General features: G+C 52.0%; 20 protein-coding genes. 7 read left to right on the top strand and 13 right to left on the bottom strand.

The window, feature by feature from the left end:
• Positions 1-58: 58 nt before the first annotated feature.
• From NNL21_RS13850 to NNL21_RS13830, 5 genes are all read right to left on the bottom strand, one after another.
• Entirely contained in the window at positions 59-895 is an 837-nt protein-coding gene (locus NNL21_RS13850; RefSeq protein WP_256555239.1) for a pyruvate, water dikinase regulatory protein, read from the bottom strand.
• A gap of 19 nt (positions 896-914) precedes the next feature.
• A complete protein-coding gene (locus NNL21_RS13845) occupies positions 915-1,550 on the bottom strand; it encodes a CBS domain-containing protein (RefSeq protein WP_204819548.1) in 636 nt (211 codons plus the stop codon).
• A 57-nt stretch (positions 1,551-1,607) separates the two neighbouring features.
• Positions 1,608-2,576 (bottom strand): class II fructose-bisphosphatase, encoded by a 969-nt coding sequence (glpX, locus tag NNL21_RS13840; RefSeq protein ID WP_204819547.1) that lies wholly within the window; start codon positions 2,574-2,576, stop codon positions 1,608-1,610.
• 215 nt (positions 2,577-2,791) lie between these two features.
• A complete protein-coding gene (locus NNL21_RS13835) occupies positions 2,792-3,811 on the bottom strand; it encodes a Gfo/Idh/MocA family protein (RefSeq protein ID WP_204819546.1) in 1,020 nt (339 codons plus the stop codon).
• Between the two features lie 108 nt (positions 3,812-3,919).
• Positions 3,920-4,693, bottom strand: coding sequence for a sugar phosphate isomerase/epimerase family protein (locus NNL21_RS13830; RefSeq protein ID WP_204819545.1), 774 nt, complete (start codon positions 4,691-4,693; stop codon positions 3,920-3,922).
• Between the two features lie 463 nt (positions 4,694-5,156).
• Here NNL21_RS13830 and NNL21_RS13825 point away from each other — a divergent pair, with 463 nt between their 5' ends.
• Positions 5,157-6,008 carry a helix-turn-helix transcriptional regulator gene (locus NNL21_RS13825; RefSeq protein ID WP_204819544.1) on the top strand — a complete coding sequence of 284 codons (852 nt, stop codon included), beginning with the start codon at positions 5,157-5,159 and terminating at the stop codon, positions 6,006-6,008.
• 1,151 nt (positions 6,009-7,159) lie between these two features.
• On the opposite strand, the gene NNL21_RS13820 is transcribed toward NNL21_RS13825, so the two are convergent.
• From NNL21_RS13820 to NNL21_RS13805, 4 genes are all read right to left on the bottom strand, one after another.
• Complete coding sequence (locus NNL21_RS13820; protein ID WP_204819543.1) at positions 7,160-8,053, bottom strand: fumarylacetoacetate hydrolase family protein; 894 nt, start codon at positions 8,051-8,053, stop codon at positions 7,160-7,162.
• A 403-nt stretch (positions 8,054-8,456) separates the two neighbouring features.
• Positions 8,457-9,230 (bottom strand): SDR family NAD(P)-dependent oxidoreductase, encoded by a 774-nt coding sequence (locus NNL21_RS13815; protein ID WP_204819542.1) that lies wholly within the window; start codon positions 9,228-9,230, stop codon positions 8,457-8,459.
• A 28-nt stretch (positions 9,231-9,258) separates the two neighbouring features.
• Positions 9,259-10,008 carry an IclR family transcriptional regulator gene (locus tag NNL21_RS13810; RefSeq protein ID WP_204819541.1) on the bottom strand — a complete coding sequence of 250 codons (750 nt, stop codon included), beginning with the start codon at positions 10,006-10,008 and terminating at the stop codon, positions 9,259-9,261.
• Between the two features lie 211 nt (positions 10,009-10,219).
• Positions 10,220-11,458 carry an MFS transporter gene (locus NNL21_RS13805; RefSeq protein WP_204819540.1) on the bottom strand — a complete coding sequence of 413 codons (1,239 nt, stop codon included), beginning with the start codon at positions 11,456-11,458 and terminating at the stop codon, positions 10,220-10,222.
• A 158-nt stretch (positions 11,459-11,616) separates the two neighbouring features.
• On the opposite strand from NNL21_RS13805, the gene lplA reads away from it, so the two are divergent.
• On the top strand, positions 11,617-12,618 hold the full coding sequence (gene lplA, locus NNL21_RS13800; RefSeq protein ID WP_204819539.1) for a lipoate--protein ligase: 1,002 nt from the start codon (positions 11,617-11,619) through the stop codon (positions 12,616-12,618).
• Between the two features lie 148 nt (positions 12,619-12,766).
• On the opposite strand, the gene melA is transcribed toward lplA, so the two are convergent.
• The 3 genes from melA to NNL21_RS13785 are packed head-to-tail and all read right to left on the bottom strand — an operon-like array spanning position 12,767 to position 16,352.
• Positions 12,767-14,179, bottom strand: coding sequence for an alpha-galactosidase (melA, locus tag NNL21_RS13795; RefSeq protein WP_204819538.1), 1,413 nt, complete (start codon positions 14,177-14,179; stop codon positions 12,767-12,769).
• 30 nt (positions 14,180-14,209) lie between these two features.
• Positions 14,210-15,262, bottom strand: a complete 1,053-nt coding sequence (locus NNL21_RS13790) for a Gfo/Idh/MocA family protein (RefSeq protein WP_204819537.1) — start codon at positions 15,260-15,262, stop codon at positions 14,210-14,212.
• Positions 15,255-16,352, bottom strand: a complete 1,098-nt coding sequence (locus NNL21_RS13785; protein ID WP_204819536.1) for an FG-GAP repeat domain-containing protein — start codon at positions 16,350-16,352, stop codon at positions 15,255-15,257. The genes NNL21_RS13790 and NNL21_RS13785 overlap by 8 nt, the downstream gene beginning before the upstream one ends.
• Before the next feature lie 179 nt (positions 16,353-16,531).
• Here NNL21_RS13785 and NNL21_RS13780 point away from each other — a divergent pair, with 179 nt between their 5' ends.
• The 5 genes from NNL21_RS13780 to NNL21_RS13760 all read left to right on the top strand — a co-directional run bounded on the left by NNL21_RS13780 (position 16,532) and on the right by NNL21_RS13760 (position 21,311).
• Entirely contained in the window at positions 16,532-17,362 is an 831-nt protein-coding gene (locus NNL21_RS13780; RefSeq protein WP_204819535.1) for an AraC family transcriptional regulator, read from the top strand.
• 103 nt (positions 17,363-17,465) lie between these two features.
• Complete coding sequence (locus NNL21_RS13775; protein ID WP_204819534.1) at positions 17,466-18,557, top strand: AI-2E family transporter; 1,092 nt, start codon at positions 17,466-17,468, stop codon at positions 18,555-18,557.
• 111 nt (positions 18,558-18,668) lie between these two features.
• A complete protein-coding gene (gene fakB, locus NNL21_RS13770; protein ID WP_204819533.1) occupies positions 18,669-19,508 on the top strand; it encodes a DegV family protein in 840 nt (279 codons plus the stop codon).
• 79 nt (positions 19,509-19,587) lie between these two features.
• Positions 19,588-20,715, top strand: a complete 1,128-nt coding sequence (locus NNL21_RS13765; protein WP_204819532.1) for a sensor histidine kinase — start codon at positions 19,588-19,590, stop codon at positions 20,713-20,715.
• Positions 20,712-21,311 (top strand): response regulator transcription factor, encoded by a 600-nt coding sequence (locus tag NNL21_RS13760; RefSeq protein ID WP_204819531.1) that lies wholly within the window; start codon positions 20,712-20,714, stop codon positions 21,309-21,311. Before NNL21_RS13765 ends, NNL21_RS13760 begins: the two co-directional genes overlap by 4 nt.
• A gap of 83 nt (positions 21,312-21,394) precedes the next feature.
• Here NNL21_RS13760 and NNL21_RS13755 read toward each other — a convergent pair whose 3' ends face one another.
• Positions 21,395-22,135, bottom strand: a complete 741-nt coding sequence (locus tag NNL21_RS13755) for an N-acetylmuramoyl-L-alanine amidase family protein (RefSeq protein WP_204819530.1) — start codon at positions 22,133-22,135, stop codon at positions 21,395-21,397.
• Positions 22,136-22,155 lie beyond the last annotated feature (20 nt).

Below are 22,155 nucleotides of genomic sequence, written 5' to 3'. Positions count from 1 at the left end.
CCATATCTCTTCCATAATAAGTGCAAATCTTCTATACCGTTCGTGTGATTACGACTCCCTATAATGAAGAAGAGGAGGAAGAGATCCCCTCAGGAATTCGGGATAAAATCAGCCCGGCCGTTTCCTCCACAGCCTTGTTCGTGACATCGATAACCTCACATCCAAGCTTCTTCATGACACTCTGCGCGAACACAATTTCTTCCTCGATCCGTTCTACCGAAGCGTATCGGGAGCCTTGCGGCAAGCCCATCGCAATAAGCCGCTCGGAACGGATGGAGGCGAGCTTCTCCGGATCCATCGTAAGTCCGATAATCAGACCGTCCGGTCTTACCTTCAGCTCCGACGGCACATTCATCTCGGGGACTAGCGGCAGATTGGCCGCGCGGACGCCCTTATGCGCCATGTAGATGCATATAGGCGTCTTGGACGTACGGGATACACCGATCAGGACGACCTGCGCGAGCTGCAGTCCCCGCATATCTTTGCCGTCATCGTAGTTGACCGCAAACTCCATCGCATCGATCTTGCGAAAGTAATCGTCATCCAGCGTATGCAATAGACCAGGCTGCTGCTTCGGAGAATCGTTAAAGGTATCGACGAACGCCTGCATCATCGGTCCCATGACATCAACCGCACGCACGCCGCGCCGTATCGATTCCTCTTTCATCATCTCGCAGAGCTCGGGCTGAACGAGTGTAAAGGCGATAAAACCGCCGGTACGGGCTGCCTCATCCACGATGGCGATAATTTCATCCTCGTGTTTAATATGCCCGTAGCGCTTTAGTTTAATATGGTTGAATTTAAACTGCCGCATTGCCGCTTTGACGACGGCTTCTGCCGTCTCACCTACAGCATCCGAGCAGACATATATATGCTGATTCTGATTATTGATCAGTCCCAATCCCGGCTTCCCCCTATTCATGGCTCTCATCCGCCGTTTCCATTAACCGCCGCAAGATCGTCGTCTTTCCAACCCAACCCACGACTTCACGTTCCGGCGATAACACGGGCACGCCGTCAAGACCATGCGCTAGCATGATACGTACGACTGTCTCTACGAGGTCTTCCGGACCTACCGCCGCCATGTCCGGCAGGCGTGACATGACCATCCCGACCGGCATTGAGCCGGCTTGTGAATTGCCTAGCGTCAGCTTCAGCATGTCTTTGGCCGTGACGATACCGAGAAACCGCTTCTGATCGTCAATAACGGTCAGCGTCTCCGCATTCTCGAGGAACAGCGTCACGACCGCTTCATGTACAGATAGCGATCCTGTCACGATGACAGGCATACCCTGCACTTGATTAACGGATATTCCCATCCAGTTGGGGGTAGACGCTTCGGCTTTATGCAATTCACCGGGAAAATACCCGACCTTCGGCTTGGCACTTAACAGATGCAGCATGACCAGGAGCGACAAGTCCGATCGGATTGTCGCCCGACTCAAGCCGAGCATCTCGGCGATCTGGTCCCCCGTTATTGGCGCATGCGTTTTGACAAGTTTTACGATGTCAAGTTGACGCGCGGTCAGTTCGATGTCGATCCACTCCATTCCAATCGTTGTCAATCCTAAGTTTAATCGGAAACCACCGCATTAGACAAGTCTGCGTTAGCCCCGAAACAAATATGATTTATTCGGCAAGTAGTGCGAAGCATGCACATGTCTTACCGTTTGCGTCTTCGCACGCATGACGATCGAATGCGTCTCTACGCGCTGATCCGGCAAATACCGCACACCGCTCAGAAATTCACCGGGCGTGATGCCCGTTGCTGCGAAAATAACATCACCCGTACCGATCATATCATCCATCACTAATACTTTCCGGGGATCGGTTATTCCCATTTCTATGCAGCGGGCGTACTCAGCCTCATTAGCAGGCATGAGCCTGCCCTGCAGCTCGCCGCCCAGACACTTCAGAGCAGCCGCGGCCAATACGCCCTCCGGAGCGCCGCCGGAGCCCATATATAAATCAATTCCCGTTTCAGGGAATGAAGGCGCGATCGCACCCACAACGTCGCCATCGGACAACAGCTTAATTCTAACGCCAATATTGCGAAGCGTTTGTATCAGCTCAGCATGGCGCTCCCGATCCAGCAGAACAACCGTAAGATCGGAAATATTCTTATCGAGAGCCTTGGCCGCTTTCGCGATGGTCACTTCCGGCGAGTCGGTAATACTAAGTAACCCACGAAGAGCAGGACCTACCGCAAGCTTCTCCATGTACATGTCAGGAGCATGAAGCAGTTGGCCCTTCGGTGCAACGGCGATAACCGATAGCGCATTATTCAACCCTTTAGCGACGATTTCCGTTCCTTCCAAAGGATCCACAGCCACATCAACCTCCGGGCCGTCGCCTCCGCCTACTTTTTCTCCGATATATAGCATAGGCGCTTCGTCCATCTCGCCTTCTCCGATCACGACAGTCCCTTGAATCGAAACCGTGTCGAACATTAGACGCATAGCCGAAGTAGCCGCTCCATCCGCTTCGTTCTTGTCCCCGCGTCCCATCCATGGCGCGGAAGCCAATGCCGCCGCCTCCGTCACCCTTACAATCTCTAGCGACAACTCGCGTTCCATTACGAATCACACTCCCAGTGTCTCTTTTTATATCTTTCTTTGCTAGAGAAAATTGTACACCTTAATTATTTAATGTGCAATATTTCTTTATATAATACACATTACATCTCAATAGCGACCTTTTTCAAGGGATAATAGCAGAATAAGCCACCCTCAGAGTCATTATTGGACTCTGGGGATGGCTTATTGATGAAAAACAGAGTAAGCACTGCCTATTAAAGCTTAATGATTTGGCCGGTGGCTTGCGACTCGAAAGCGGCTAATATGACCTTAAGCGACTTCAAGCCCTCTTCGCCGGAGATGCTTGGAGGATTTCCCGTTACGATCGAATCGATGAACGCATCGATAACACCGCTGGACTCTTGTTTGTCGTTCGTCGAAATTGCGCCCACTTTATATTTCTCCACCGAACCGTTGCGAAGCTCGACAATGACTTGATCATCCGGATGCGTACCGATTTTCATGACGCCATTCTCACACCAGAGCAACGTGCTGTTGTCTTCGCCTTTGTAATAGGTCCAGCTGGCCACTAAAGAGCCGATTGCTCCGCTCTTCATCCGCAGCAAGCATGTCGCATTATCGTCGACTTCCGTTCCATCCTTATGCAGGGTGCCGATAAAGGCGCCTACTTCCGATACTTCGTCATTCAACAGATACCGGATCAGATCGGACTTGTGAACCCCCAGATCCCCCATAGCGCCCATGACGGCTTCTTCCTTGTTGAAGAACCAGCTGTTGCGCCCATCTACACTCCAGCCCTCAGGTCCAGGGTGGCCGAATGACGTCCGGAAGGTAAGCACTCTTCCAAGAACGCCGGTTTCCAGGATTTCCTTCGCCTTCACGTGCGGAGGCATAAGTCGCTGATTATGACCCACCATGAGGAACACGTTATTGTTCTTTGCGGCTTCGATCATCGCTAACGCTTCTTCTTCAGTTGCCGCCATCGGCTTCTCTACTAGAACATGCGCGCCCGCGTTCGCCACGTCGATCGCGACGGGAGCATGAAGGGCATTAGGCAGATTGACGCTGACCGCATGCGGCTTCTCGAGCTCAAGCATTTGTTTATAGTCGGTATAAGCCTTCGCACCGTACTTCTCTGCATACTGCTGGGATCGCTCGGGAACCACATCGACGAATGCAACCAGCTCCACGTTCGGATTATCCGCGTATTCCGGAATATGGCGAAACCTTGAAATCGAACCACAGCCGATGACAGCCACTTTAACTTTAGACATATGAAATGAACCTCCTGATCGATTATTAACCTACAAAGGGTGTAAACCTGAAGGTTGGGACAAGCAGCTTGTACAAGGCCCATGAACGCCGTCGTGTCCATTCTCAACCTATAAGAGCGTCAAATAATTCTGTCTTACCCAGTTTAAGCTGTTGGCCACGCTTTGCAGCGGCGGGTTCTGACAGTTGTCCTGCTCGACGAGAAGCCATTCCACATTCGCTTCAGAAGCAGCCGCGATGACATCCTTCAACTGTACGACGCCTTGTCCAAGCTCCAGTGTTACCATCTGTCCGTTCAAGTCCTTATTGAAATCCTTCAAATGGAGGAGCGGCAGCCTGCCGGCATATTTTTGAATATAGGCAATCGGGTCTTGTCCTGCAAACTGAACCCAGCATACGTCCATCTCAACTTGAATCTCTTCCGGCGCCGAAGCAGAATAAATGGCATCAAACACATATTCGCCATTAAGCTGCAGATGAAATTCGAAATCGTGATTATGATAAGCAAACGTCAGCCCCTGCTTGCGGACTTCAGCACCTACGTGTTTCCAGAACTCGATGTGCTTCTCCCAGTCCTCGACCCGGTCACGCTCGGTTTCGGATACCCAAGGGCATATGATGTAACGGCCACCGATCGCCTTCAGGTAATCAATCTCACCCTGCAGATCCGCACGCAGACGATCCAAGCCGACATGACTGCCAACGGCCTTCAACCCGGTTTCCTTGAGCAGCTCTTGCATCTCTGTCGCGGATAATCCTCCGTAGCCGGCAAATTCTACGCCTTCATACCCAAGCTCCGCAACCTTTCGCAGCGTGCCGGCAAAATCGACGGCCGTTTCATCCCGCAGCGTATATAACTGCAACCCAATACCCATTCTTCTCATGAATTGTCACTCTCCTTAAAATACATTCGGATTCCCGTCGTATGCATGTCGCCCTTGCACCGTCGATGCGCGCCCGCCAGGGACCAGGGCTGGCGTATACTTCGACTGGCTCGTCAGCATAACGCCACCTGGGCTGGCGTATGCCTCGACTGGTTCATCAGCCTAACACCAGCTGGGCTGGCGTATGCCGCGACCGGTTCATCAGCTTAACACCAGCTAGGCTGGCGTATGCCTCGACTGGTTCATCAGCTTAACACCAGCTGGGCTGGCGTATGCCTCGACTGGTTCATCAGCTTAACACCCACCCGGGCAGACTCTCGCGGCGATTCTTCATCGGCGCAGCAAACCCATACCATTGCCGATTTGACTACATCTTACTACGAAGTGGCTTTAAACGAACATAAACGATATAATTACAACATCGATTATATGGCTATCATTTTGCTGCAGGAGGTTCGTGAACATGAAATCGGCTGTCCTATCCTGTGGTTACTCTTATCATACCCAACGGTTTGATGATCAGCATAACAATGGGTTAACCTCCTACTTGTTCCGTCTTCAAACCGAAGGACGCAGCGAAGCGGTCATACAGGGAAGGCGATTATCGCTTCAGCCAGGTGATCTGCTGCTTCTTGATCCCGGATCAACTTATGAGCTTCACGTGAAAGAGCATACGAATGCGGGAAGAGAAGCTTCAATCGCCAGCGGAGATTACTACATCCATTGCGAAGGGGAGTGGATCGATGAATGGTGGGCGCGCTCCTCTAAACCATCGCTCGCCCATATCGATCCCGATGAGAAGCTGCTCGGCTTATGGCGGCATCTCATCGTCGAGAAACGGCGCCAGCCCGGGAGCGAGGATCATGAGCTTAGCGATTATTTGCTACGAACGTTATGCCTGTATTTGGAGAGAGCGGTGACGGAGACGCAAGTACCTAGCGCTCGTCCCCCATTCGCCGTGCTGCGGATGAAGAGGTACATCGAAGAGAATGCAACGACCCGGTTCAAAATCGAAGATGCCGCGCGGTATGCCGGATTAAGTACATCACGATCCGTCCACTTGTTCAAGCAGCATGCCGGCATGACCATGATGACCTATGCAACCGAGGTTCGTTTATCGGCAGCGCTCGAACGGATGAAGTATACATCCATGACGCTTCACCAGATCGCGGAGAACTGCGGATTTGGGGAATATTCGTATTTCCACAAAGTATTCAAGCAGCAATACGGCATCGCTCCCGGCGTTTACCGGGACAGCATTACGAATGCGGCTACCGTGAATCCTGGTACGGCAAATTCAGATGGAGACGAGTAAGTAGCTTGGACGGATATTGGATCATCCGCGCAGTTACCCGTTCCGTTGACTCGTTAGAGCACGAAGTCTGATATCAGCTCGGACCGCTACCAAGCCATACGCTACTGCTGATGCTGCTGATTTTCTGAAGGCTGCAAGCGCTGACGATCGGTTCAAGCGCTGTAAGGCCAGAAAGCGGCGTTACAGACGTTCCTCGCTCAGTAACCCCTAGCTGTTACGCCGGTTTTAGGCGTTACAGCGGGGGATTTGCTGGGCTGGCTGGCGATTCAAGCGCTGTAAGACCAGAATATGGCGTTACAGACGCACCTCGCTTAGTAATGCCCTGCTGTTACGCCGGTTTTAGGTATTACAGCGGGGGATTTGCTGGGCTGGCTAGCGGTTCAAGCGCTGTAAGTCCAGAAAACGGCGTTACAGACGCACCTCTCTTAGTAATGCCCTTTTGTTAGGCCGGTTTTAGGCGTTAAAGCGGGGGATTTGCTGGGCTGGCTAGCGGTTCAAGCGCTGTAAGACCAGAATATGGACGTTACAGACGCACCTCGCTTAGTAATGCCCTGCTGTTACGCTGGTTTTAGGCGTTACAGCGGTGCATTTTTCTGAGCTGGCAGCGGTTCAAGCGCTGTAAGACCAGAAAACGGCGTTACAGAGGTTCTTCGCTTAGTAATACCCCGCTGTTACGCCGTTTTTAGGCGTTACAGCGGGGCATTTTTCTGAGCTGGCAGCGGTTCAAGCGCTGTAAGACCAAAAAGCGGTCTTACAGACGTTCCTCGCTCAGTAACGCCTAGCTGTAACGCCGGTTTTAGGCGTTACAGCGGGGGATTTGCTAAGCTGGCTAGCGGTTCAAGCGCTGTAAGTCCAGAAAACGGCGTTACAGTCGTTCCTCTCTCAGTAACGCCTAGCTGTTACGCCGGTTTTAGGCGTTACAGCGGGGGATTTGCTGGGCTGTCTGGCGGTTCAAGCGCTGTAAGACCAGAATATGGCGTTACAGACGCACCTCGCTTAGTAATGCCTAGCTGTTACGCCGGTTATAGGCGTTACTGCGAGCATTTGCAGAGCTGGCTAATGGTTAATGCACTCAGAATAAGCAAATATACTACAAAAAGCCTCCCTGTCATAAATGACAAGGAGGCCCTTCATGGAATAGGTCCAGGTTTCTAGGCTTCAGCTACGAAGCGGTTCGTCAGGCGACCGAGCTTCTCGATCTCAATCGTCACTTCGTCACCTGGTTTCAGGTACACTTGCTTCTCTGGCGGGTAACCCATCACGACGCCTTCTGGTGTGCCGGTCAGAATAACGTCACCAGGCTCAAGCGTCATGTGCTGCGAAATGTAGCTAACGATTTCGTCGCATTTGAAGATCATGTCCGATGTGTTGGAGTTCTGACGAACATCGCCGTTCACGATGGCTTTGATCGCCAAATCATTCGGGTTACCGACTTCGTCAGCTGTAACCAAGTAAGGTCCGAGCGGGCTGAAATCGTCGCAGGTTTTGCCGAGCAGCCATTGCTGCGTACGAAGCTGCAGATCGCGTGCGGACAAATCGTTAACCGCACAATATCCGAATACGTGATCCAGCGCCTGTTCTTGCGCTACGTATTTGGTGCGCTTGCCGATGACGATAACAAGCTCAGCTTCATAGTCGAGTTTATTGGTTACTTTCGGAACCGCAACATCTTTCTTATGGCCGGTAAGCGTATTATTAAATTTATTGAACAAGATCGGGTATGCTGGGATAGGTGAATTCGTCTCTTCCGCATGTTTACGGTAGTTCAGACCGACACAGATGATTTTGTTCGGGCGCGTTACGCAAGGGCCCCACTGAACGGCTTCTTCATCGAGTACATAAGCGGCTTTGCCAGCTGGCAACCCGTCAACATATCCTTGAAGAGCAGCGACTGCTTCGGTGCCGCCTTGAATGACTTCCATAACATCCTGTGGCACACCAGCAGCAGGCTGTGCAGCCAAAGCTGCTGCAATATCGATAATGCCGGCTTCAGTCTTTACGCCCAAGGCGGGCTTTCCATCCTGCACAATTGTTACGAGTTTCATTGCAAAAAACCTCCTAAAAGTTTTGTGAGTTCATCGCTTCCGAGGAAGCGTATTCGAGCAAAACTTGCTTCGTAAGCATACGCAAAAGTTTTGTGAGTTCATCGCTTCCAAGGAAGCGTATTCGAGCAAAACTCGCTTCGTAAGCATACGCTTAAGTTTTGTGAGTTCATCGCTTCCAAGGAAGCGTAATCGAGCAAAACTCGCCTCGCAAGCATACGCCTATGTTTTGTAAGCTCAAATGCGATCGAAAGCGTATCCTCGCACTGACTCGTGCGAGGCTCCAGCTCATTCACTTGTACAAAGCGTGCCCCTGTGATTTCATTCGCGAAAGCAAAACTCCCTCGAATTTCCATCGTATCAAAACTCGTATCATCTGCATAGACTTTGCAGTGATAGAGTCGTATTAGGCGTTCTTACCGAAAGTAGCGCCGCCATCAATGTAGAGGGGCGAGCCCATCATGAATTTCGACTCATCGGAAGCGAGGAACAGAGCGGCTTTCGCCACATCCTCAGGACGGCCAAGGTCGCCGCTAAGCTGACGCTTCTTCAATCCTTCATAGGCTTCTTCTTGATTGTCATAGGAAGTGCGGAGGTAGTTTTCCACGAATGGAGTCAGGATCGTACCCGGCAGCAAGGCGTTAACGCGAATGTTATATGGCGCGTAATCGACCTGCATGGACTTCGTCAACGAGAGTACGGCACCTTTGGTTGCAGCGTATACGGCACGCTTTGCTAAGCCGATCTCGGCAACGCAAGAGGACATGTTAATGATAGAGCCCGCTTTACGCTCAATCATATGAGGCAGCACATATTTGCTAGGGACATAGACGCCGCGAATGTTGACGTTCACAACGCGATCCCACATCTCGGGTTCGATCTCATGCAGTGCGCCTACGCCGCTAATACCGGCATTGTTGAACAGCACGTCAATGCGACCGTATTGCTTAATAATATCGTCCACCATCGCGCTGACGGAGACGGGATCGGTTACGTCGGCTTTGATGTAAATCGCTTCCCCGCCGGCTGCACGAATTTCGGCTACTGTTCCCTCGCCGCTCTCAACGGACAAATCATTCACGATCACTTTCGCGCCTTCAGAAGCGAATAATAAAGCCGTGCTTCGGCCAATGCCTGATCCTGATCCGGTAATTAAGATAACTTTGTCTTGTAATCTCATATTCGTTCAGCTCCTCGTCTATGATCTATTAATTGGAAAGCCGCTCTGCCAGTTCGCATATTTCGCGCTTGGCCGCATCGGCTTTTTCCTCCCAGCAGTGTACCGGCATCGAGCAGCTTACAGCGTAGACCGCCTCGCCCCGCCGATTCAGGATCGGTGCCGCGATGCAGTTAAACCCCATAACCGCTTCCTGCAGATCAACAGCATAACCCTGCTCTCGAGCCGTAATTAAAGATTGTTTCAGTACTTCTACATCCGTTACCGTATGCGTGGTCAATGGTTTCAAATCCGCTTCGGCCAGTACACGCTGCAAGCGTTCTTCCGGCTCGTAAGCGAGCATGGCCTTCCCGAGCGCTGTCGCATGAGCAGGAAACCGCATCCCAGGCTCTGAGACGAGCCGAACGGGCGATATCGCTTCGACCTTCTCCAGGTAAAACACATCGGTGCCCGCCAATTTAGCTAATTGCACGGTCTCACCCAGCCGATCCCGGGTCAAGGCCGCCTCCTGACGGAACTGCTCCTTCACATCGAAGCGCTGCATGTACGAAAATCCGAAATCCGACAGCGCCGGCCCGACGGCATACGTCCCGCTCCCCTCGCGATTCACCCACTGAAGCGATTCCATCGTCTGCAGGAGCGAGAACATGGAGCTCTTGTTGATATCCAGCATGCGGGACAGCTCGATTAGCTTGTATTTCCCAGGCTCCTCCGCAAGTACGCGAAGAACGAGATGGGCCTTCTCCAGCGCAGGCACCCAATACTTCGGTTTGTCCGCCATGGTGTACGCTAACCCCCAATGATGGTTTATTATAATAAACCAGATTCCTAATAATAAACCTACCCCGATTATACAATGCCAACTACTTCGTGGGCAAGCCACTTCATCAAACTTAAACCACCATTTTTTCTCCTGAGCAATAAAATAAGCAGCCACTTCGCTCGAAGATGGCTGCTCGCTTGTGACCCAATGACTTAGGCGCACCCTACACCTACAGGTTCGCAGAAGACGCCCGCATGCTTCCCCGATGAATAAGCAGAAGTACAATGCTCAGGCCAAATGCTGCGGCAACGAGCAGAAACGGTATCCGGGGATCGAGCTGATACGTCCAGCCCCCAATAATGCCGCTAGGCGAAATGACGAGCAGGACAAGCACCGACAGGATCGAGAAAATTTTGGCCCGCTGGTTGTCGTCGATGGCATTGGCCACCTGCGCTTCCAAATACGGCGAGCTGATCATCGTGCCGACGGCAGCCAATATGGTGCTCAATCCTACCCAAATCAAGCTTTCTGCCGGCGCCGCAATGAGCATGACCGTCGAGATGACGGATAAGACGAAGCCCCCGTTCATGGCGGATTGCGCGAGCCGCTCCGGTATGCGGGGCATAAGCAGCCACATGGTGAGCAGCATGATGACGGATGATAGCGCCGGAAATAAGGAGATCAAATCGCTATCAATATGTAAATAATCAGCCAGATACAAGGAAAGGTAGGTTCCCTTCATCGTCATCTGAAAGTTAAACAGCATGTAGACACCGAATACTAGAAGGAGCGGGCGGTTCATAAGCACACTCCTGATCGCGCTCATGTATTCCCCCAAGCTTTCCTTCAAGCCAAGCTCTCGGGCTTCACGCATTTTTCGCTTTCCCATATCCGTCTCCCGCGTCATCATATGGCGGCCTATAAACTGTAAGGTCATGCACACGAATGCAATGCCGTACATGATCCGTACCCCGGGAACGAGGGAATAATGATGCACCAGCAATCCGCCGAGCGGCGCGAACAACCCGCCTACAACACCAATAAACTGAAGGATTGTAAACACATAGGTTCTTTCCTTCGGCTCCGTATCCTCCACCAGCAGACAGTAGAAGGCGGTATGCGGGACCCGTTGAAAACCGTTCACGATGGCGGCTGCGACGAACATCCATACATTCTGCGTGACCATCCACAGCAGCGTAGCAACCGACCAGCTTATTAAATCAAAATAAAGCAGGGCAAACTTTCTACCCATCCGATCTGTCAAATAACCGCTAATGAACGATGAAAACACTTGTACGATCAGACTAATCGTCGTAATCCATCCAATTGCCGTTTCGCCGAGGCCAAGCTCGTACATATAAATGGTTGCATAAGTCGTATACATGCTGTACGGAATTAGAAAAAGCGGCTCGAAGACGAGGCAACCTCTGCTATTCCCTTGAAGCCGGTGAAACCAAGGTCTGCTCATCCGAATACCTCCATGATGTCATCCTACTACGAGGCATTGCTTATTTCTATCTCTACAATGTATAATTCGACTCTTGCATCGTCAACGGTTATTTGACTTTGCCTTCGCCTCTTGTTGATAATGGAACTATCACAAGCGACCTGACGGAGGTAACGCACATGCTATTTATCGACAACCGCGGGAATACCGATCCCGCCTTCAACCTGGCTCTGGAAGAGTATGCGCTGCGCAATCTGCTGACGGATGACAGTTACCTGCTTTTCTATATTAACGAACCCTCTATCATCATCGGCAAAAATCAGAACACGATCGAAGAAATCAACGCGGATTACGTCCGCGATCACAAGCTGCACGTCGTACGCCGGCTGTCGGGCGGCGGAGCGGTCTATCATGACCTGGGCAATCTGAACTTCAGCTTCATAACCAAAGATGACGGAAACTCCTTCCATAACTTCGCGAAATTCACGCAGCCTGTTATCGACGCCCTGCACAAGCTTGGCGTACATGCCGAGCTTACAGGACGCAACGATATCCAAGTCGGCGATCGTAAAATTTCGGGCAACGCCCAGTTCGCCACCAAGGGCCGTATGTTCAGCCACGGGACGCTGCTGTTCGATTCGGCTATGGAGAACGTGGCTTCCGCTCTTAAGGTGAAACCGATCAAGATTGAGTCCAAGGGAACCAAATCGGTACGCGGGCGCGTCGCGAATATATCGGAATTTCTATCGCAAACGATGACAACCGAGCAATTCCGCACCTCCCTGCTGCGTGAGCTGTTCAACTGTGAACCGGCCGAAGTGCCGCAATATAAGCTGTCGGATGCGGAATGGGATGCCGTCAGCAAGCTGGCGGAGGAGCGTTATCGCAGCTGGGATTGGAATTACGGCCGATCGCCAAAATGCAATATTCAAAATATCCGCAAATTCGCATCGGGCATCATCGACGCAAGACTCGACGTAGAGGATGGGAAAATAGCGGGAATCCGGTTGTTCGGCGACTACTTCGGCGCGCATGACGTTGCCGAGCTTGAACAATTGTTGATCCATACCCGCTACGAGGAGGAAGCGCTTCGCCAAGCGATCGCTTCCGTCGACTTGACCCGTTATTTTGGGAAGCTGACCGAGGAAGAATTTATCGGGCTGTTGATGCTGCGGGATTAGTACCGTTCGATATACGCCACAGAATAAGGCTCTCATGCGGGTGAGTTACATCCGCATGAGAGCCTTTGTCAACTTAACTTTATCGAAGGATAACCGTTTCACGCACCATCTTCGCCGCCAAGGTCGGCGAGAGGGGTTCTACATGGGTCTACTTGGCCAAATCGCCGAAGCGCGAGAAGATCGCAAGCGCCGGATCGATCGGCACCTCTGCCCGTTCAATATCGGCAGGAATCGTGATCGTCGGGGTCGGACGCGGAAGCCTGCCTGCAAATTGTGGAAGCCATTCCCGCTCCGCTTCCAGCATCTCCGTCACCATGTCGCGAATTTCCTTCAACGTCAGGACGGATGAAGTGAGCGGATCGAGCGCAATGGCCTGCACGACCGTCTCCGGATCGCCGCTCTTGGCCGCTAGAACCGTCAGCCGCTGGACATTGATATTCGTCATGTTGAGCGCCGCGCATTGCGGTGGCAGCTCACCGACGATGGTCCGGTTCAGACCGGTTCGATCGGCGAATATCGGGCCTTCGGCGCAGCATTCATCCGGCAGATTCGTGATCATGCCGTCATTGCGGATATTGCCGTTGAACTTGAATGTCTTCCCGGTCTCCAGTGCCTCGATAATATAGGCGCAGTATTCGACGCTACGTGGTGGCAGCACCGTCGGTTCGTCCGCCAGAACATCCTGCGTCCGGTATTTGTCCGCGACATATGTGCACCACTTGTAATAGGCTCCGGATTCTCCGCCGAATGAAGGCTCGTCGCAATACAGGTCGAGCGCCTTCTGATTCTTCCGGAACCAGGGGACGTATTCAGACAAGTGGCCGGTGGACTCGGTCATGAAGTAACCGAAGTGACGGAACACTTCGCCCCGCACCTTCTCGTTCACATAGAACTCCGGCTCTTCAAACTTATCCCGCAGCAGCGGATACAAGTCCTTGCCTTCATGCGACAGCTTCGTAAACCAGCCCATATGATTAATGCCCGCGCATACATAATCGATTTCCTGCTTCGGAATATCCGTGTACCCGGAGATGAGATCAAGCGTCGTCTGCACGCCATGGCACAGCCCTACAAACTTGACGTTCGTCTCACCCAAAGCCCAGCAGATCATGGCCATAGGATTGACGTAATTAAGCAAGGTTGCATTCGGGCACAGCTCCTCCATATCCTTCGCCGTATCCAGAATAACCGGAATGCTGCGAAGCGCGCGGAACACACCGCCGGGTCCGAGCGTATCCCCGATGCACTGGTCGACCCCATATTTCTTCGGAATCGTATAATCGAGCTCGAAGGCCGATACGCCTCCCACCTGGAAAGAGCAAATCACATAATTGGCATCCCGCAGCGCTTCTCTACGGTCCGTCGTGACGGATACCTTCGACTTCAAGCCGTTCTCGGCAATGACTTTATCGGCAAAAGCTTTCACCTGCGACGTCTTGGTTGTGGATGGCGCCATGAGCACAAATTCCGTTTCTGCAAGCGCCGGTGTGGCCATGATATCCAACATGAGCGTTTTGCAAAAGACAACACTTCCAGCACCAATAATGGCTATTTTCCGCATGGGATGACCTCCGTTACGATTATTTTCGATTTAACGGTTCCGAATCATGAAATCAATGTAATCCTTGGCCAGCTTCAAATCCTCCAGTGCTTCCTTCGCCGCACATGGAGCCGGACGTTCACCGCGCACCGCTGCAATGAAATTGATGGCTTGGTTGCGCATCGCAGACACGTTAGGCATAACAGGGCGGATATGCTGTGCTTCTTCCTTGCCGTTATCCATGAGGACCGTGACTTCGCCAGCCCGCTGACGCGCCAGCGGCGGCGGCAGCTCGACCTTGACATAGCCTTGCTCGAACGCGACCAGCACCTGCTCATGCCATTCAGCGGATGTACTGTAAGGAGCCATCTCAAGCGTTACCGTGACGCCGCTCTCGCTCTCCCCGACGAGCAGAACGCCGGCACGGTCTCCGAAGGTCAGACGATACGACTCGCCAAGGAAGAAACGGATCGCATTCACTTGATGGATGTAATAATTGACGAACGAATCCAGCATCTGCGTCTGCTCCGCCGTGTAATCCGAAGGCCCCTGCTCGAGCGTGATGGACGGATATGGCTCTGCAGTCCCCAGCGGCATATCCGCTCCACCGATCCAATCGCCCGGCGGCATCGTAACGCGAATGTAGCGCATCTTGCCGTAGGCGCCGCTTGCCTTCCATTCATCCACGCGCTTCTTCGCATATTCCATGGCAGGATCCGAACGTTTATGATACCCGATCATATGAAGAACGCCTTTCTCCTCGCCTATTCTTACGAGCTCCTCGCCCGCTTCAACCGTAAGGCAAAGCGGCTTCTCCGTGATTACCGGTATACCCGCACGCAAAATATCCGAGATCAGAGCCGGATGATGACGATAGGGCTGAGGCGCCACAATGGCGTCTACATTCGCCTTCTCAATCAGCTGCAAATGGTTCTCGTATACTTGTGGCACCCCATAGCGCTGTGCGATCAATTGTGCCATCTGCGGCCGCGGCTCTGCGAGAGCTACGACCTCACAGCGATCCGTAAGAACGGCGTAATTCGATAAGTGAGCCATCTGCCCCATCCCGCCAACGCCAACAAACCCGATACGCAATTTACTCATGACTTAATCCCTCCGGTCCTAAATTTTCGAATAAATATAACCCATCCTTGCCAGGCGCCACGATATCCGGATAACCGTTGCCGGTTAGATCCTGCACCCAGAAATAAATACCCGCTCCCGATGCCTCGCCTGCCGGTCCGAAATCGATCACATGCTTGTCGAAACGGCCGCCGTTCACTTTGTAGTAATAGAGCCCTACCGGATCATGTGCGCCGGGATCTCCGTCGTTATGCGCGCGGTACCGCTTGCCGGTAATGAGCTCCAGCTCGCCGTCAAGGTCAAGGTCGACAAGCCACAGGTCATGCACCTGTGAGCCGCTCATATCGATCTCATGCTTGATCCAGGTCCGGCTGCCATCCGCGTCCCGCTGCTGCTCATACCAATGGAGACCGTAATCATGGGCTTGCCCGACAATCAGATCCACCAGCCCATCGCCGTTCACATCATAGCCAAGCACCGGTACGCTGGCGGAACCAAGCGAGAACTCTTGGTGGAAGGCCCATGGTGTCTGGAACGGATCCTCCGGCTGCTCCAGCCATCCATTGCAGAGCACGATATCCATCCGGCCATCGCCATTAATATCGACGAACCCCATGCCGTGCCCGCTTGCGCCTTCACTGATCACGTACTTGAGGAATTCCCCTGTGCCGCGGCCATTAGCGTCGCATACCAGCTTATAGAACGCTTGCGGCTCGCCCGGCGTATTCGGGAAGATCTCCGGCACTCCGCATCCGTCGATGTCCAAATAGCGAATTGTCTCGATACTGCCGCATTCGTCGATGTCGAACGTCTGCCACTCTTCGCCGGTGACCCCCGGATTCTTGCGCCATCTCAGTGTTTTCCCCCACCAGGCCCCCGTAATGATATCAAGCTTGCCATCGCCATCAACATCAAGCGGATAGTCGCTGAAATCATCATGGTATCCGTCGATCGCTTCCACCTCGCAAATCGGATGGCGGCGGTTGTAATCCGGTCCTTCATACCAATACGCCCCGCTCACGATATCTTGAATGCCATCGCCATTCACATCGAAGACCGCGCAGGCCTCATACTTCTCATCCGCTAACAATCGTTTATTAAATTGAAGCACAATGGTACCTCCCTGGCTTATGTCGTTATTATCGTTTCTTGAAAATATACCTAACGTACGATAAGGTAATAACAAGGAAGCGGAAGCGCTTCCTACAGTTAATTTAATGAATTTAGGATGAACCAGCAATAATTGATCTTGTGTTTCTATTATTGATTCTTGCGAAGGGTGATATGATTATGGAAGGTGATTCACTGTTTCTAAGCCCACCTTGCTTCATACACGGCGCTCCAATCGAAAAAACGGAAAAAGACCCGTTCGTCTTCCCCCTCCACAAGCATGACAGCAACAGTGAACTGCTCTTGATAACCGAAGGAGAAGGCGTATTCGGTATAGACGGCCGAACTTATGAAGCCAAGGCAGGCACGATGCTGTTCTATCATCGGGGAGTGTGGCATGAAGAGCAGTCGACACGCCACCCTTTCAAGGCTGTTTTCATTGCTTTCAATAATTTGCAGCTTCGAGGGCTTCCCCTCGACTTCTTTCTTGAGCCTGACAAACCTCCGGTCATCGAGCTCAAGGAGCATTATTTGCCGTTCAAGCAGTGGATGCTGGATATACTTGCGGAGAACAGACAGCGGCTCCCGGAGGCGCAATCGATCGCCACGCATATGTTTGGCATCCTGCTTACCAGGCTGGCTCGTCTGATTCATTATCCTCCCGTACCTGTGCTGCCGGATAAGAGATCCTCACACGAGGCCATACCGACCGCAAAGCGATATATGGAAGAAAACTACTACACCGACATTACCCTTGCGACCTTAGCCCGCTTGACGTATATCAATGAATACCATTTTGCCCACCTGTTCAAGGAGGAGGTCGGGGTCAGTCCGATTCAATATCTCATTCAATGCCGCATCGAGGTAGCCAAGCGCTACCTGCAAACAACCGGACTGCCGCTGGGCGAAATCGCAGAACGCGTTGGCTACAAAAGCGAAACGTCCTTCCTCACCCTTTTTAAGCGGATGACTGGAACCACGCCAGGCAAATATCGTATTAACACGCAATAGTCTCCCTCCTGCCTGCCGAGCATCGGCAGACTGAACATGATATGATAGGAATTGCATGTTCATTACGGGTTGATAACCATACTTAGCGGACTGGAGGAAATACGTGCCTAACTCCAAATTTTTCCGTGTCGGATACGGAATTCTACTGCTCTTTCTCATTATTTGGGTCGGAGTGAAAATTAACTTCATTTTTCATCCGCTCGTCGTCATGTTCCAGACGCTGTTTGCCCCGCTGCTCATCGCAGGCGTATGCTTCTATCTGCTGCGCCCCATTGTCCGGCTGCTCGTCCGCAAGCGCGTGCCCCGAACGCTTGCCATTCTAATCGTATACTTGGCGATCGCGTGCCTGCTCACACTCCTGATCATCTATGTGTACCCGATGATCAAGGGACAGTTTAATGATCTGGCCTCAAGCTTGCCGACGCTTGTCCAGACAGCCATTGCCAAAGTGAATGAGCTGGCCGGAAGTGAATGGTTCAATCAAATGCTGGAGAACTTCGACCTTAACCTGCAGCAGCTTTCTGTGAAGGCTTCCGAATACGCCGTTATTCTGGTCGATCTGCTTGGCTCCAACATCTCTTACGTGATCGGTTTCCTGACCAACCTGGTACTGATTGCAATTGTCGTGCCGTTCATCCTCTACTACGTTCTTAAGGATGGCGAGAAGATGTCGGGAGGGCTAGTCAAATTGCTCCCGGTTAAAAACCGGGCAGATGGCCGAAAATTACTAGCAGAGATGGATGAAACCATCAGCCTCTATGTTCGGGGGCAAATAACGGTGGCGGTATGCGTTGGCATACTGCTGCTCATCGGTTATTTGATCATCGGCCTCAAATATGCCGTGCTGCTCGCCATTGCGGCGATGATGACGAATGTCATTCCTTACGTAGGCGCCTTCATTGCCGCCGCGCCTGCGGTACTCGTCGCGATGGGAAGCTCGCCGGGGATGATCATCAAGGTACTCATCGTCACTGTCGTCGCCCAGCAAATTGAAGGCAACCTGATCTCGCCGCAAATTATGGGCAAGAATCTGGAGATTCATCCGCTTACGATCATCTTGCTCCTCCTAGTAGTGGGCACACTTACAGGGCCTATTGGGTTATTATTAGCCGTCCCCACCTATGCGGTTGCCAAGATTGTCATTACGCATGTCTACCAGTTCATTAAGCTCCGCAATTCAGACGCGGCTCCTTAGATGCGCCAGCTCCCTCCTCACATGACAGTTGTCATATGAAGGACTTAACATTTGCTACTGTAAAGTATATGGGGCTCCTTGTAGAATGTACGAGGGGGGGGGGTGCGGGTCATGACGATACGAATCGTTACCGACACGACTGCAGAGCTATCTCAGTTCATCATCGATCAATACAACATTACAGTTATCCCTTTACAGGTCACGATTAACGAAGAAACCTTCATCGAGAGCAACGATGTTTCAACCCTAGCCTTTATCGGCAAAATGAAAGCCTCCAAGCAGCTTCCTCTCACCTCGCAGCCAAGTATCGGAACGTTTCTCGAAACGTATGACAGGCTCGGCGAGAACGGAGATTCCGTGCTATCGATTCATATGACGAGCGGGATGAGCGGTACCTATACGACTGCATGCTCAGCGGCTGAGATGTCTGAAACCCGCGTCGAAACGTTCGATTCGCAGATGATGTCGCAGGCACTGGGTTTTCAAGTGATTGAAGCAGCAGTGATGGCCAAGCAGGGTGCTTCCATAGTAGAAATCAAGGCACGCTTGACCCAGATGATTCAGCACACCACACTCTTTGTCGTTGTGGATAGCTTGGAGCATCTTGCTAAGGGTGGACGCATCGGACGCGGACAGGAGCTAATCGGTTCGATCTTGAATATCAAACCGATCGCGATGCTGCAAGACGGTGTCTACACCCCCGTCTATAAAGTAAGAACCCGGTCGCAGCTTGTGAAGAAGCTGATGGGCCACTTTGAAGAAGAAACAAGAGGAAGAACGATTCGAGGCATCGGCATTTCTCACGCCGATAACCCATCCTTGGCCGAACAATTGAAGCAGGAAATCGAGAAGGTTTCAGGCTTCATGTCAACGTGGATCAAACTGACGACGCCTGTCATCAGCTCACACACGGGGCCTAGTGCGATCGGTTTTTCGTATTATACGGATTAATTCCAGCGCATCATCCGCCTCGTAGCCGTCAAGAATGGTTACCATGCGGATGATTTTGGTATCGGAGGCTCCTATGTTTATGAAATGGTTTCGTCTGTTGCCGAAAGGTACCGGTATTACGCCTTATATTTGGGCACTGTTATATATACTGCCGTTCTACTTTATCTTCCAATCCTCTTCCTTGAGCCGAATCTGGATCGGGATTGTTCTTATGATCGCCTTCGTTGCGGCAAGCCAGCTTTCCCAAACGAAGAACCGTTTGTTATTATATGTATGGACGTTTCTCCAGATCGGGATCTCCGCCGTGATGACCCTGCATTATGATTACGTCTATCTGGCCTTTTTCATCGCCTATTTTATTGGCAATATTCGAATGCGTGTCCATTTCTTCGTCTTGTACGCCATTCATCTCACCAGCGTCTTTATTACGATCAACTACAGCTTTATTAAGCAGAATGAAGTGTTTATCTCCCAGTTCCCCTTCATCATTCTATGCTTGATCGGAGCCATCCTGCTGCCCATGAACACCTATTCACAGATCAAACGGGGCGAGCTGCAGGAGAAGCTCGAGTATGCGAATAAACGAATCGCGGAGCTTGTCATTCAAGAGGAGCGGCAGCGAATTTCCCGCGATCTTCACGATACACTCGGCCAGAAGCTATCCTTAATTGGACTGAAGAGCGACCTCGCGAGCCGGCTCGTCCTCAAGAGTCCGGAGCAGGCGAAGAATGAGATGAAAGACGTCAATCTCACGGCGAGAACCGCCTTGAAGGAAGTCCGCCAGCTTGTATCCAAGATGCGAGGAGCCAAAGTTGCGGATGAAATCATCCACGCCCGGCAGATGCTGGAGGCCGCCCACATTGATTTTCAATACAGCGGCGACAGCAAGCTTGCGGACACGCCTCCGTTCATCCAGCATGTCCTGAGCATGTGCGTGAAAGAAACCGTAACGAACATCGTCAAGCACAGTCAAGCTACCTCATGCGACATGTTGATTGAACAAACGCCGACAGACACCATCATACGTATACGGGACAATGGTATCGGTATTCCAGCGAATATCCCTTCCGGGAATGGTCTGCAGGGCATGCGGGAACGTCTGGAATTCGTCAATGGCAGTGTGAGCATTGCCTCGACTCAGGGAACGATCGTTACGATCCGGGTACCGCGAGTGAATAAGCAGAAGGAAGCGGGTGATAGTATATGATTCGTATCGTAATTGCGGAGGATCAGCGAATGCTGCTAGGCGCGCTCGGCGCCCTGCTCGATTTGGAGGATGACTTTGTCGTCGTAGGCAAAGCAAACAACGGCGATGAGGCGCATGAGCTCATTAAGAAGCTGGAGCCGGATATCTGCGTCATGGATATTGAGATGCCCGGCAAGAGCGGACTCGACGTCGCCGAGGAAATTCGCGGAATGCGCTGCAAGGTTATGATTCTGACAACCTTCGCCCGTACCGGATATTTCGAGCGCGCTTTGAAGGCCGGTGTCAGCGCCTATATGCTGAAGGATAGTCCAAGCGAAGAATTAGCGAACTGCATCCGCAGCGTCATTGCCGGCAAACGCATCTACGCCCCCGAGCTGGTGGCCGATGCCTATAACGAAGAAAACCCGCTTAATGAGCGGGAAATCGAAGTGTTGTCCCTCGTTGCGGATGGCAAGACGACGAAGGAAATAGCCGAAGCGCTCTATCTGACGAATGGAACGGTGCGCAATTATATATCGGGCATGCTGGATAAGCTCGGCGTCAAGAACCGGATCGAAGCGATCACGCGCACGAAGGAAAAGGGCTGGATGGAATAAGAAAGGGATGACGGGCACGGCACGTCATCCCTTTTTTGCGCGGCTTAAGCCACGTGCGCAGCATTCGACTTGCTTCGAACGGCTTAATGATCTCCGGTTTGCGTAAAATATTGCTTCAATCCATCCACGATCGCATGAGCGACGCGGCTTCGCGCTGCCGGATCCAGCATCTTCTTCTCTTCTTCCTTGTTGGTCAGAAAACCAACCTCCATCAGAATAGCAGGCTTCTCGCTCTGCGTCAGAACCCTCCAAGCCTCATGCTTTACCCCCCGGTCATTGAAGCCTGTAGCCTCGACAAGCTCCTGATGGATCGTGCTCGCCAACAACCGGCTGTTATCGGAGAAATAATAGGTTTCCGTTCCCGATATGCTCGAATCTGTATACGTATTGCCATGTATCGAGATGAAGGCATCCGCTTCACGCTCATTCGCGAATTTGGCACGATCATCTAATTCCACGAACGAATCGTCATCGCGGGTCATGTACGGTTCAAACATCGGTTCCAGCTTAAGCAGCTCGTACACCTCCCGGGACAGGGCGAGCGTATACTCTTTCTCCTCCTTGCCGCTTACACCGCCTGCTCCCGGGTCATTCCCTCCATGACCGGCATCGATTACAATCTTGTAGCCGTCTAACGACTTACTTACAGCTGTTGTCTTGGCTTGCGAGGATGCCAACGAATCATGGGTTGAAGTCTTAGGCTCACCTGCCGTTAACATCGATAACGATAAATTATTTTTCGTCAAGATGCCCCCGATCAGAACGAGGGCACCTAGAAAGAAGATGACCGTGCGAATTCGTATATTTCTTCTATTCCCTCTCATAACGTCTCCTTCTGAAAAAC

The sequence above is a fragment of the Paenibacillus mendelii genome (genome assembly GCF_024498075.1).
GTDB lineage: Bacteria > Bacillota > Bacilli > Paenibacillales > Paenibacillaceae > Paenibacillus_Z > Paenibacillus_Z mendelii.
The sequence above is the reverse complement of the archived record's forward strand: the minus strand, read 5'-3'. Positions and strand labels throughout refer to the sequence as shown.